Raw genomic sequence first — 14,318 nt, 5'->3', positions numbered from 1 at the left:
CCTGCATAGACAAAATGAAAGTTTTAATATTTAACCTAACACTTCATGAAAAAACACCTTCTTAAATTATTGTTTTTACTCTTGGCCAATCAAGTGATAGTGATAGGTCAGGATGTTGGTGAATTAAAAAAGTTAAAGTCTCCAAAACAAATGTTGAAAGGAAAGGGAATTTCGATCAAAGGTTCATTGTCGGGTACCTATAATATTTATCATGCAAATGGATTAGAAAATAGACAATCTCCCTACAATTATATGTTTACTGGAAATATCATGATTGACATTTTTAATAAAATAAGAATGCCTGTGTCTTTTAGCTATATTAATCAACAGGCCTCCTATGTCAATCCATTAAGTACTAGCAACTTGATGCCATTTGGTCAACCATTTAATAGAATATCCCTAAAGCCAAAATATAAAAGTGTTCAACTCTTTCTAGGAACAGTATCCCAGACTTTCACACCATATACACTTGCAGGACATAGGTATCAAGGAGTTGGTTTGACATTCAAAGATAAGGATTTTCCCCTCTATGGAGGCTTGATGTTTGGTACGCTTAATCAAAAGGTCAACCCCGATACGATTAGCCTTAATAAACCAAGTTATCAAAGAAAAGGCATGGGTATGCAGCTAGGATATAAAACAAAAGAGGATTTTATTGAATTATCGTTGTTTTCGGCAAAAGATAGTTATCAACCTGTTGATATAATCTTTGATAAGTACAATCTAAGTCCCAAGTCGAATATGGTATCGTCCATCAGATTTTCAAAGCAATTAATCAAAAAGATTATTTGGGAATCTGAAATGAGTATATCGGCTCTCAGCAGTGATATAAGAGCTGTCAAAAATACAAATGATAACTTTTTAAAATCATTTGGAGGACTATACAATACAAATGCCAGTACCAGCTACTTTAAAGCTGTACACTCATCTCTAAACTACAAATCAAAATCTTATCAGGTTGGAGTTGAGTACAAGCGTATAGATCCCAAATATCAGACTTTGGGTAGTTATTACTTTGTTAATGATGTTGAGCTGTTTGGTGTGAAGGCAAGTGGACAAATGCTTGATAAAAAGGTTTCCATGATGGGCGAAATAGCACAGCAGCATGATAATTTAGATCAAACTAAACCTCAAACCTCTAATCGAATTGTAGGTTCTGTCAATGTTATTTATGTACCTAATGATAAGGTTAACCTGAATGCATCTTATTCTAATTTTACTGCGTATAGTAATTATAATCCGTCATTATTGTATTTGGCTAAAGCTAGACCATTAGAGGCACTTGATACACTTAATTACCGACAAGTGAATCAGAATATTCAGGCGAATGCACTTTGGCAGCTCCCCTCAAATAATGCCAAAATGCATCATCAACTAACCAGTTCAACTGTCTTCCAGTTGGGTAATGATGTATTGGGAGGGGCAAATAATAACAACCAACTCGAAAATATAAATCTAGCATACGGGAGTACAAATGAGACACTTAAGCAAAGCTGGAGTGCAGGGATTAATTACACCAACGTAACAGCTCCAACGCTAAGTACTTCGATTTGGGGACCGATGTGTTCAATTGCAAAAGCTTTTTTAAAAGAGAAGTTGAAGTTGAGTTTATCAGGGAACTATACTTTTTCTAGTACACAAGCTGTGTTAGCAAACACACAATTAGCCAGAGTTTTAACTACGCGTTTGAGTACAAATTATACAGTGAGTCCCAACGGAATACTTCAGCTAAATGCTAGCTTACTAAGTAAACAAAGTCCATCTAACGAAAGTTATGGAGCCAATTTTACTGAGCTAAGTTTCAATATTGGCTATCGTCATACATTTTCAGTTGTTGACTTGAAATTCAAATAAATGAATCACACTAAATAATTGTTTCCATGAATAGATTTTTATTAATTATCCTGAGTCTATTAATCGCAAACGAAATAACATGGGCTTCTGTCTCTGAAAATGAAGGCATTTTACCTATAAAAGAATACACCTTGTCTGATTGCGAGAAATATGGCTTAAAGCCTGTTGACTTTGGCAACGGGCAACTATTAATGCCTAAAAATGATGGTGTAAATTATTTTGTAGATATCAACTCTAATTATACACCTCAAAAGGTGACAGCTGAGGACGTTCGAAATACGATTGATAAACTTCGAAAAGCTGGGAAGGTAGTAAATGATATTCTCAACGTTCATTTAGTAAGCGATCTCCCTGTAGTTATACAAAAGGAGATGAATGGAGTATTTTACGAAATATTACTTAATGCCTTGGTATTTACCCCTACAGGTAATAGTATCTCGATGAATGCAATGATTAGTACCTCTGATAATTATTTTGCTTTTGAAGGTCAAAATATCAGATTTACAGGTCAAGGAGGTATTGAGAGTGGAAGCTTGAGTTTAATACTTGATAACAATCCTGGGATTAGTAATGTCCAATTAGGAACAAAGATTAACTTAAAGATTACAGGGGGGGGATTCAGCTTTGGGTGCAATGGATTTGAGGATTTTTCGATTATTGGTAAAGTCATATTTGATAGGAGCTTAATTGTCCCTGAAAATATCAGTGGGGATATAATAACAGGAAATGTTCAATCAGATTTTAGAATAGAGCATGTTCGAGATTTTAATGATTTGATTATCGATATTTCGATGCAGCCATTCCAGCTGCCTAATATGGTTGGATATGGTTTTCAAGTAAAAAATGCCATCATCGATTTAAGTTCGCAGGCCAATGCCTCTAACTTTTTATTACCACCAGAATATACTTCAGCTGTAGATGGTCCTTTATGGAAGGGAGTTTCAATTGGAAATATCGTAGTTCGATTTCCTAAAGAGTACAAAAATCGAACTACAAAGAATCGGATTGTCATAGGTGCCAACCATTTACTCATCGATAAAAATGGGCTTTCTGGAGAAATATATGGGAAGAACATTATGCAAATCAAAGACGGTGATTTGAATGGTTGGGACTATTCTTTGGATGAGGCTCGTATTGTTCTAGTAAAAAACCAAGTCAAATCAGGTACTTTAGAAGGGCAAATCCGTCTATCAATTAGTAATGAAAATCGGCTTTTAGGATATAATGCCATCATAGATCCCACTCGAAACTACTATAACTTTACGGTTAGCACAGACAAAAATTTGGAATTTGAGTTTTTGAAAGCTTCGCAAGTAACTCTTAAGCCAAGTTCTTCGGTTAGTCTTACGCTAGATAATGGAGAATTTGTAGCAAGTGCTATGCTCCATGGACAACTCGACATTACTGCTAGTCAAGTTTCGTTAGAGCGGTATGATTTTGAGCGATTGTTTATTTCCACACGAGCACCATACCTTTCAATTGGATATTTTGGGGGTGGATCTGGAAAAGAATATAAACTTGGAGGATTTCCTATATCGATTCAATCTCCCATCATAGGCGTTTCAAACAATGAAGTATCTGTTGGATTTGGTGTAAAAGTTAACCTTGACAATATTGGTATTGAGGCTACAGGTGGCTTTACAATTCAGGGAGTGTTTGTAAACGAAAATAATCGACATTTTTGGCGAAATAAGCGTTTCGCTCTCAACAAATTGAGCGTTTCGGCAGATTTGGCTGTTGGGCATTTTGCTGGTGAGATAGACTTTTTTCAAGATGATCCTATATACGGGAACGGTTTTGGTGGAGCCGTGAAGCTAAGTTTGAATACTCCCTCGGAAATGGAAATTGCAGCAATGGCTGTGTTTGGAAAAACACAAGACAGATATTGGATGGTCGATGGAGAGCTAAGTAGTGGGGGAGGTATTGCAGGCTTATCTATCAATTTACTCGCTGGAAGTCTTTACAAGCACATGAAAGCTGTTCCTAATGCCAGAGGGCCAAGAACTATCACTGGTGCTGTTTACGCACCCGATTTCTCTATTGGATGGGGAGGGCGTTTTGGAATAGGGTTTCAGGCAAGTACAGCCTTTGGAGGTATGGCAGCTTTTGAAATTGAGACTAGAGCCGATGGTTCTCTTCGTCAAATTGGCTTTATTGGTACTGCTGCAGTAGCTGGAAGTGATGCGATGGTTAATCAATCTGCCGTTAGAGAAAAATACTATCTACTATGTAACGATTCTGCAATTAGCGCTGTAGGTGGTGTAACTTCTCAATTAGAGAATGATCCTAATGGAACAGACACAAGAGCTGTGTCTGAGAAATTTAGTATCCCCACGAATCTTACGGGTTTCACAGTGAGTGTGATTATGAAAATTAATTTTGATGATCATAGCTTTTATGGAAAGGTTGGTGCCAATGTAAGTGTTGCCAATACTATTCAGTTACAGGGAGTAGGTGCTTTTTTATTTGCACCAAATATATGGTTTGTTCATATTGGAGAACCTCCATTATCAGACAGGATTATTGTTCTGTTACCAAGTCTTCCACAGATTGATGGCTACCTTATGCTAGGTCATGGTATTCCAGAATTGCCCAATCCTGAACCAAATGTATTTACCAAATATCCAAATGCAGGACAAAGAAATAGACTCAATGGAGACGCCGCCATTTTAGGAAAGGGTATTGCCTTTGGTGCAGGGTTACAAGTAGCAGCAGGAGGTGATTATAAAATCATTCGTTGGGATGTAGGGGCTCGTATAGGACTGGATGTAATGCTTATGCGCTACCCTGATGGTGCCTATTGCGAAGGTAGATTTGGCGAAGGAATTGGTATCAAAAACTGGCGTGCTGCGGCACAGGTATATATCTTAGGTTGGTTTCATGCCGCTGCTTTTGGGGCAAATGTCCTAAGCGTAGAACTTGGCGCTATGCTGAGAGGTGCCGCTCCTAATCCTACTTATGGACAAGGTGAGGTAGCTGTGAAGTTTAAAGTTCTATTCACTTCATTCAATTTTGATGTGGGTTTCCAAGTAGGTGACGATTGCGTGGTGGTTGGTGGTTCTGATCACACCACAGAAGAAAATTTAATCAATACCTTTTACCCCTCTAATCTTCAGGAAGTAAATCCTGATGTAATACCTAGTGTTAGCTGTAGTTATGATTTAGAGCGTGAAACTGTACTTCCCGACATTAGTGGTCGCTTCAGAATTAAAGTGATGGATTATACTATGAATTCAATGTATGGCCCGATTTCAGGAAATATGAGCTTTAATGAAGCCGAACCAACTAAAGTTAGTTTTATTCCTAACCCTCCGTTGCCTGCGTTTACTCCAATTACTCAATATGTAAGATTTCAGGTGCAACAGTTTGAAAATGGAGACTGGAAACCATTTATGTACGAGGGCAAGGTATTGGAAGCTTCGAAATCATCTGCATTTATTGTAGTTAAGACTCGAGAGGAAATGAAGCAGGATGTTGATAACTCAGTACAAGTTGCAGAGAAAGAAGCCGATAAGATTGTAGTAAAAGAAGAAGAAAAAGCGGAAGAAATAAAACAGGAGGCTGTAAAGACCATCGATAACGTAGTGGCTGTAGCTGACAGTGCCGCCGATGCCTTAAAGGATGGCTGCGAAAAATGTACAGAGGCTGGAAAAGACTCTGTTACCACCATTATCAAGGATCTTAAAGAGGATATCAAAGATGAGGCTCAAGAAGCTAAAAATAAAATTGACCAGATTGTTACCAAAGCCCTTGCAGATGTAAATACAAGAATAGAACAAGCCAAAGCCGATGTGAATACTAACGCAAACTCCACCAAAAGTTTGATTGATAATGATGCTAATGTTTGTGAAAGAGAAATTCTTGCCAAAAAACAAGTACTAGCCATGGGGATAAATCAACTATGTAATAGCAATTATACTAGTAATTACAACCCCTATAATAATGGTCGGGATAATAATTATTCAAATTATAAAACTTTGAATTTAGACAACAGAAGCTATTATGTTGATTGTTCTAACAGTGATAGTGAAATCAAAAAAATCCTTAAAGAAGCAGCCGACGAAATCAATAGAAATTATTTCCAAATCAGTGCCGCCCGTAGCGCAGAAGCTATTAAGCAAAATAAGGCTATCATTGACAAAGCTCAGCAAGATTGTGATGCAATCATGGCAGCGGCGGCTGGTGCCACTCAGGAGGTTATTAATCAGCTAAGAGCTAGATGTATTGAATTAATTCAGAAGGCATTATCCGAATGTGAAAAAGTAGATGGCTATGAAAACAAGACAGATATGTCTGCTTTAATTCAGCAGTTAACGGGTATTTCTTCTCCCGCTTTGGCTACAACGCCACCCCCTACTACTGGCTCTGGAGATAGTGGAAATACCAATACCACACCTCCAACCACAGACAGACCAACTACTGGTACCTCTACTGGTAGTACTACTTTTGTGGACGAAAGTGATAATGCAGGTTCAATTATAGGTGGTGGAACTTCTGGTACTATCTCTACTCCATATACCTCACCTACACCAATAGTTCCTGTTGATTACTCAAGTGATATCAATGATAATTTGCCTTCGGGGATACCCAACAACGATTTGTATGCCCAACAATTGTATTGGCAACAGCAACAAGATGAACAAGCTGCTCGCTTGCAACAAATAGCTGAAGAAAATCAACGTCGATTGGAACAAGAGGAAATACAACGACAACAGCAAGAGGCAATTCGTTTGGCCGAGCAACAGCGTCTTGAAGAACTTGCACGTCAGCAAGAGTACGAACGCGAGCAAGAAGTTCGTAGGCAACAACAAGAACAGCAACGATTATTTGAGCTACAACAACAAGAACTAGAAAATCAAAGAATCGCTGTTGAAAGACAAAAGGCTGAGCAGGAAGCTATTCAACAAGAAGAACTCCGTCAAATTGAGCAAGATAATATACGTATTGCCAAGCAAAAGCAAATGGAAGAAGAAGCTCAATTAGCAGAAACTACCCGACTCGCTCAATTACAAGCAGAACAGCTACGCTTGCAACAGCTTCAAGCTCAACAAGCTGCTCAGTTGGCAGCTCAGCAAGCCGCCTACGAAAAAGAACAGGCCATTCTGCGTCGACGAGAAATGTCAGATGATGTCTATCAACCCGTGAGACGAATCTTTGAGATTGCAGAAGAATATTAGAATATCTCTTTGAGCTAAGAATGAGGTACATAAGCTCGTAGGAGATACTTCCTGCGAGCTTATGTATCAATCAACTGCTTTAGAATTACAACATACACTTGCTATCAAATTTAGGTGTTAGCAACCTAACCAAGATTATGATAAAAAAACTTGTTATTTTTTGTATATGCGTACTTTGGACTTGTGTGGTACAAGCCCAAAGTAAAGATGTTGGAATGATTGCAAAAGTCGAAAAAGGAAAAATTATCCTTCGATGGATGCCTCTTAACTACAAGGCTTGGAAAGAAGGTAACGAGGAAGGTTATACTCTCTTAAGAAGAACCATTGCTAAAGCTGGTAAACCACAAAATGATGCCCCTTTCCTAGTACTTACTCCTCAAAAGCGTAAGCCTTTGGCTCAGCCATTTTGGGAAAATATGGGTAAAAATAATAAGTTTGCTCATGTGGCAGGCAAGCTTTTATATGAGCCAGTACCCAGCCATGATACCACTGCTCAAAATCTCAACTTTGCCCTTTGTATGCAAATGAGCTGTATGTCTACAAGCATTGCCAATGGCTTGGGGATGTTATTTGAGGATAAATTAGTGTCTTCCGACGAAGAGTATCAATATGCACTAGTACTTTCAGGCAAAAAACTCGTTTTTCTCGAAGTAAATGCGGCTAAAATTACACGCCTCAAAGCTCCTGCAAATCTTTATGGGGAGTATTCACAAGGGGAGTTTTTTATGCGTTGGCAAATGACCGATGCCCTTATGCACACGGCCTATATACTTGAGCGCTCTGATGACGGAGGTATCACTTTCAAAGCTCCCGACCCGAACCCTATCCTAATTTCCCAAGAACCTGACTCTTTGGGTAGGGTGTTTGTGTCAAAATTGGATAAATTACCTAAGCTATATCAAAACTATTTCTATCGAGTGCGTGCGGTTACTCCTTTTGGTCAGCTATCCGAGCCATCTAATGTATTAAGAGTATATGGTTATAAAGACAAATTGCCACTACCTAAACTCAGCACACATATTACCCCCAAAGGCGTATTGTTACAATGGAGTTTTCCAGATTCATTACTCAACGACATTCAGGGTTTTAAGATTTTGCGTGCCAAAAAGCTAGGTGAAAAATACTATCAGTTATCTCCAAAAATGCTGTCTCGCAAATCCAGAAGCTTTGTGGATTCCTTACCACTTAATAGTGCTTATTATCGTGTTGCATTGCTTGACTATGGTGGCAAAGAAGTGACTTCCTATCCCGAAATGGTGATATTAGACGATACGCTACCACCTGCGCAACCACGTTGGTACAAACCTATCGTGTCGCCCAAAGGTATTGTAAAGCTTAGATGGAAGGTTCACAAAGAAAGTGACTTTTATGGCTACAGTATTTTTAGAGGTGATACCAAAACACAAGAGTTTAGTATCATTACTCGACGAATGATTCAGGATACCGTTTATCACGATACCTTATCGCTCAATTTACTCAATAAAAATGTCTATTATACTATTGTAGCCTACGACAAACGCCTCAATGCGTCTACTCATGCCGACACTATATTGGTTAAGCGACCTGATATTATACCTCCTTCAGCTCCTAATTTTACCAATTATGTGTTAAGCGACACCAGTATTGTTTTGCACTGGGAAAATAGTCCATCTGCCGATTTGTTTCAGACCCTGCTTTTACGAAAAAACACCAAGGATACCAGTTATAGTATGTTGGATTGTTTTATGGCAAACGAAAACCTTAAAAGCTTTACCGATTATTCTGTCCAACCTAATACCGAATACGAATACCGCTTGGTGGCTTACGACGATGCTGGACTCAGTAATAAAGAACCTTGTAAAATACAGTTAAGCTTATTGGATTTAGGTTTTGGTGCAAGTATCAAAGACCTAACTATCACAGGCGATAGCCTTACTCGGAAAATTGTCTTTAGCTGGAAATACCAACATCCAGCGATCGATAAATTTTTGATTTACCGAAAAAAAGGAAATGACTATTTGTCTGAGTATAAATATGTCCCTGCCAGTGTACGCAATTTTGAAGAAACCCAAGTGCTATTGGATGTACCATATAGTTATGCCATTATGGCACTTTATAAAGATGGTCGCACAAGTAAACTCAGCCGTAGCGTAAGTATCACCTTATCTAGTCCACAGAAATGAAACACCTATCCAAAATCCTATTATTGTGTTGGGTACTATTGATAAGTAGTCTAAAAATCATTGCTCAAAACTATCCTGTACAATGTACCCCCATTGTGAGTCCTCCCTATAGTTTGTCTTGGACAGACTATGCCACAAGCACCGAGAAATTTAAGGTGTATCTGTTGCTCAAAGACCTTGAGAAGCCCTCAGTAGAAGTTACGATTCGTATTCGACTCAAAGGCTTAGGCGTAGTACTCGAAAACATTCCTGATTTTGTCAGCACCAAGCCCATAGTGCTACAGCCTGGCATACCCCAAATTCTTTCTGGAGCGCAGCTCTCTGATAACTTCAGTGCCGACAATTTGGTGGCTCAGGGGATTACTATTGAAGAACTCTATCAAGGCACAAACCTTCCTGCTGGCTTTTATCAGTGGGAAGTAACGGCCTATTGGCCTGACCAACGACAGGTATCTAATACAGGAGTAACCCTAATGACAGTGTTTAGGGCACAACCTCCTACGATTACCTATCCTGTCAACAATGCGATACTACCCAATACGGGCTTTCAGAGTATCAATTTCACTTGGGTGTCTAATAGCTATTATTCTGTAAACACGGCACAAGGTACTTTATACCGATTGCGACTTTACGAAATCCCTGAAGAGGACGAAGACACAGACCCTAATGTGGTGGTCAACGCTGGAATATTACCAGTGTTTATGACAGAGGTATTGGCTACCAATTATCTCTATAGTAGTAGCGACCCCGTACTTACGCCAGGCAAACGCTATGCGCTACAAGTGCAGGCGATGGATGTCAATGGCTATGACCAGTTCGAAAATAATGGTTTTAGCCAAGTAGTAGCCTTTACCTATGGCACTCAGGGGCAATTAGCCACTCAGCGATGCCTGCGTCCTCAGGAGGTATCTATCGAGCCTGTAGGCGATGCTGGCGTAGTAGTATCATGGACAAACCCCAACGCCGAAGTATTAGACTATACGCTGAGCTATCGCAAAACAACCGATGACCAGTGGATAGAAAAACAAACCTCCGAGTCGAGTTACACCCTCTTGCAATTGCCAGCCTCATCGTATGAGTTTAAGGTATTGGCACGTTGTAGTTATGTAAGTAAAAGTAGCTTTAGCCAACCACAAGGTTACATCATAGCGCAGGAGCCTATCGACAGCACAATGCAGATAAACCCTCCTAGTAATACCATTGACGAGGATACCGACTATACCAGCGAAACCTATACTGTTAGCGATAACAACCCAAGCCAGCAGTATCCGTCAGCCGTGTATCAAGCCGAAACACCCTCAAGTACCACCATCGATATCTTGAACAAACCGATAAGGATTGTGTATGAGACTTCGAGTTTGCCCGATAGCCTCAAAAAGAGCCTACCAAGTGGTGGAGCTTTACCACAATTATCCTCTAACGCTACAGTAGAGGAGCTAAAGACGGCACTCAATACCTCAAAGATAGACTGCGCCAGTTATCTAGCTGGCTACACCTGTGGACAGCATGATGCCCCTTCAGTGCCTTCAGGAGACATTATCCAAGTAAAAACAGGAGACGAAATAGCGATAAACTCCATCGCCTTTGAGGTAGTAGACCTCGATGGCTCAGGTAATGGCAAAGGCATTGTGAAAGTACCAATGTTCAATAATGCTAAACTTGGGGTTGACTTTAAGAACATCAAAGTAGCCAAAGGAGGCTGTGTCGTAGCAGGGCAGGCAGAATTATCTCATATCGATGTAGCCTTACTCAGCGAAGAACAACGCAGAAAGTTGGCAGAAATCTATGCTGCCTACAACCTAGCCTTGACCGTTGCTGACTCGCTAGCACCAGAGATATCTGAGACGATCAACAACATTGGAGAGTTTATTCAAAAGCTCAAAAATGACGTGAGTAATTACGTAGGCGGAATACAAGATGCCAAAAAGATGAAAGCCAACTTTAAGTTTGCTGAAAAGTATGCTGAAACCCTACTGAAAGACCCAACATTACCAGACAGCACACGTCAAAAGCTATCCAATGCCTACCAAACAGCCCTAGAAACAAAGGACTTTTTCTGCAATGGTACAGATTGTAACACCACAAGTAAAGACGGCAAAGGACCCAATCTCATAGAGGAACTCATCACCCCACTCTGTGAGCAGAACAAAGCCAAGTTGTTGGCGTTGAATGAGGCGTTGGAAGGGGCATTAGATGTTGTTATTGAGAATGACAACAACCAAATAGAGATAGATAAAACTACAGATAATTTAACCTTGAGTATATGTGAAGAAAAAATAGAAAAAGATAAGATTTATATTCGAACTAATGATAAGTGTAAGCTTTCTGCACTGCTTATAACTAAGCCTGAGGTTACAAATGTTGATATTGCTGTTGAAATAAAAGGTTCAAATAAAGAGTCTATAAAAAAAACCTTCAATATAAAGACAAATGAAAGTCAAGATTTACAACTGGAATCAATGTTTGAAGGAAAATATACTATTTCTTATAAAAAAGATAGCAAAATAATCACAAAATCGTTCTATTTCAGGAATAAGAAATATGATTTTGCATGTACTATTTGTGGAAGAGATTTAACTATAACGGATGAAAATTTTAGTATTTTTTTTCCAAATAGCAAAATATATAGAGAAAACCCAGAAGTTTTAGAATATTTTAATGACGCTCTAAAAAAAGCACAATTCAATACTTGCTATCGTCATGCGCATTTCTTCTCGCAATGCTTTGTAGAGAGTGCTGGATTTAATGCAAGCGCTGAAGGTTCGAAATATGGTATTGATAATTTGTTAGAAACATTCAACAGAAATGCGAATATTGACGGGCCTAAAGACCACTGGTATAAACAAACATTCTGGGATGATAAGGACTATCTAAACTATGTTTTGATGAGAGTTTATGAAACTGTAGCAATAGGAGAACAAGGAACAAAAATCCCTAAAAGTAACGGTTATCGTACCTTCAAATTTTTTAAGAGTATATCAGATACCGTAAGAGTTGTTGTCGCATATGACAATATGCCTAAAAAGGGTACATATAAATCTGTAAGTTTCACAAAGGATAAACAAAAAATAAACAAACAGAATGTCATGAATGTAGCATATGCTAATAAGCTTGGTAATGGGGATTCGAAAAGTGGAGATGGTTATCGATACAGGGGGCGAGGAGCAATTCAGATTACGGGAAAATCAGTGTATTATGGCGTTGGATCAAAATGTAATGAATTATTTGGAACTAATTATGACTTTACATCCAACCCTGATATAGTCACAGAACCCATAACGACTGTTCAATCTGCTGTAGCATATTTCATCTGGAAGGGGAAAGATATTGGTAAAAATATTTTAGAAATCATGGATAAAGATAATTCATTCAATGTAACTAAAGTTGTTAATTCTGCTGGTCTCGAAAAAGAAACTCGAAACCGTAAGTATAAAGATTTTTTAAGTAGTATTTATTTTGATTGTAAACCAAAAAAATGATGAAAAAAATGTTTTCTACGGCAATTTTTACAATACAATTCTGTTGTGTCATTGCTCAACAACCAATTGCGCAAATTTGTAATCAGTTTACAAAATTGAGTGAAAAATATAAGATGATGATTCCTAAAGATTTTTGTATGCCGAACGGATATTTATGCTATTATTTTATCAATGACCGTGATCTAACGTCTGATGGGAAAAATGATTTAGTTATTCATTGGCAAAAATTAAATATGAAAGATGGAGATACAACCTTTGTAACCATATATCAGAGAATTAATGATTCCACTCTTATACACAAAGCCACATTATCCAATTTATATCCCTTATATTTCAAGGAATATGTTTTGGAGTATGACCCTCCTAAAGATTTAGAAAACATTTTTTCCAAGTTGGCTGAAAATGCACAAAGATTCAAAGTAGAATTTAGAAAAAATGAGATATGGATTGAGCTATTTACAGAAGCGCAAGCAGGGGTTGATCTCTTTTTTAAATATGATACCAACAAGAAAAACTGGTATTTAATCAAAGAGGTATATTGGTTTGGTGATAATTTAAGGATGGAAAGAAAAATTCGTGAAACAAAAACTATAAAAAATGGGATGTCTATTCAGCAATTCAATATGTTTGACTACTTAGACGATTGAGTAAAAGTGCTACACAAGAATTATTTAAACAAAAATACAAGTAAAATGAGAGAAAAAAATATCTCAATCGCCCTACTTACCATCATGGTTTATGAAGCCATTGCACAGTTACCGCTTCTAAATACAAGTGGTGGAGCGGACATTCTATCAGAGGCGCTTATGGAAATTTTTGTGTATGTGCATTTTTTTGCATTACTCGTCATTTTTATAGTTAGTGTACTTCGTAGAAAGCTAAATAAAGGGATCTTGATTCAATTCTTATTTGTTCTCTCTATATTAGTAGGAATGTTTATTTGGAATAGAATACAATGGTATCGGCTACCTAAGCAAGAGCGAGACAAACTCTTGGAGTATGAAAAAGAACAAAAAAATGCTTTGTATAATGTTGGATGTGAAAATGGAAAACTATGCTTTCAGAACCATAAAGGAGAAATAGTTATACCCTGTATATACGATGCTGGAAAGCCTTTTGTAGATGATACAATTACTTGTGTTGCAATAAAAGGTAAATGGGGGTATATTAATAGAACAGGAAAAACATTGATACCATTTCAATTCGATGACGCTGATAATTTTTATGAGGGGCTTGCGGCAGTAAAGCAAGATAATTTGTGGGGTTTTATCAATCTAAAAGGTAAATGGGTGATAGCCCCAAAGTATGAAAAAATAATACAGCCATTTCAAAATGGTAAAGCACTTGGTCAAATCAAGGACGATACTATAAAAATAAATTACCCTCGGTAATGGGTAATGTTACAAAAGTGTTGGTACCCTTAACTCTTAGCGAGTTAAGGGTATTTTTATAAACATTGGCTACACCTGCGGACAACACGACGTACCTTCAGGAGACATTATCCAAGTAAAAACAGGGGATGAAATAGCGATAAACTCCATCGCCTTTGAGGTAGTAGACCTCGATGGCTCTGGTAATGGCAAAGGTATTGTGAAAGTACCTATGTTTAATGGGGACGCCTAGTCAATGCTAAACTAGGCGTTGAC

6 protein-coding genes are annotated in these 14,318 nt (G+C 38.2%); all 6 read left to right on the top strand.

What is annotated here, in order from left to right:
- Positions 1–45 precede the first annotated feature (45 nt).
- The 6 genes from QM481_RS01635 to QM481_RS01610 all read left to right on the top strand — a co-directional run bounded on the left by QM481_RS01635 (position 46) and on the right by QM481_RS01610 (position 14,063).
- The gene (locus QM481_RS01635; RefSeq protein ID WP_283380405.1) at positions 46–1,854 is read left to right on the top strand and encodes a hypothetical protein; all 1,809 of its coding nucleotides are present in this window, start codon (positions 46–48) and stop codon (positions 1,852–1,854) included.
- Positions 1,855–1,880: 26 nt separating this feature from the next.
- Complete coding sequence (locus tag QM481_RS01630; protein ID WP_283380404.1) at positions 1,881–7,031, top strand: MAP7 domain-containing protein; 5,151 nt, start codon at positions 1,881–1,883, stop codon at positions 7,029–7,031.
- A gap of 137 nt (positions 7,032–7,168) precedes the next feature.
- Complete coding sequence (locus QM481_RS01625; protein ID WP_283380403.1) at positions 7,169–9,193, top strand: fibronectin type III domain-containing protein; 2,025 nt, start codon at positions 7,169–7,171, stop codon at positions 9,191–9,193.
- A complete protein-coding gene (locus QM481_RS01620; protein ID WP_283380402.1) occupies positions 9,190–12,672 on the top strand; it encodes a fibronectin type III domain-containing protein in 3,483 nt (1,160 codons plus the stop codon). Before QM481_RS01625 ends, QM481_RS01620 begins: the two co-directional genes overlap by 4 nt.
- Complete coding sequence (locus QM481_RS01615; protein ID WP_283380401.1) at positions 12,669–13,319, top strand: hypothetical protein; 651 nt, start codon at positions 12,669–12,671, stop codon at positions 13,317–13,319. Before QM481_RS01620 ends, QM481_RS01615 begins: the two co-directional genes overlap by 4 nt.
- A gap of 45 nt (positions 13,320–13,364) precedes the next feature.
- Entirely contained in the window at positions 13,365–14,063 is a 699-nt protein-coding gene (locus QM481_RS01610; protein ID WP_283380400.1) for a WG repeat-containing protein, read from the top strand.
- Positions 14,064–14,318: the final 255 nt, after the last annotated feature.

Source organism: Flectobacillus rivi, from assembly GCF_030056655.1.
In the GTDB taxonomy this organism is placed as follows: domain Bacteria; phylum Bacteroidota; class Bacteroidia; order Cytophagales; family Spirosomataceae; genus Flectobacillus; species Flectobacillus rivi.
This window is presented reverse-complemented; position numbering and strand designations above follow the sequence as displayed.

Bases quoted from the DNA above. Each gene is read 5' to 3' on its own strand.
- QM481_RS01635 (WP_283380405.1), top strand. From the start codon at position 46: ATGAAAAAACACCTTCTTAAATTATTGTTTTTACTCTTGGCCAATCAA.
- QM481_RS01630 (WP_283380404.1), top strand. From the start codon at position 1,881: ATGAATAGATTTTTATTAATTATCCTGAGTCTATTAATCGCAAACGAA.
- QM481_RS01625 (WP_283380403.1), top strand. From the start codon at position 7,169: ATGATAAAAAAACTTGTTATTTTTTGTATATGCGTACTTTGGACTTGT.
- QM481_RS01620 (WP_283380402.1), top strand. From the start codon at position 9,190: ATGAAACACCTATCCAAAATCCTATTATTGTGTTGGGTACTATTGATA.
- QM481_RS01615 (WP_283380401.1), top strand. From the start codon at position 12,669: ATGATGAAAAAAATGTTTTCTACGGCAATTTTTACAATACAATTCTGT.
- QM481_RS01610 (WP_283380400.1), top strand. From the start codon at position 13,365: ATGAGAGAAAAAAATATCTCAATCGCCCTACTTACCATCATGGTTTAT.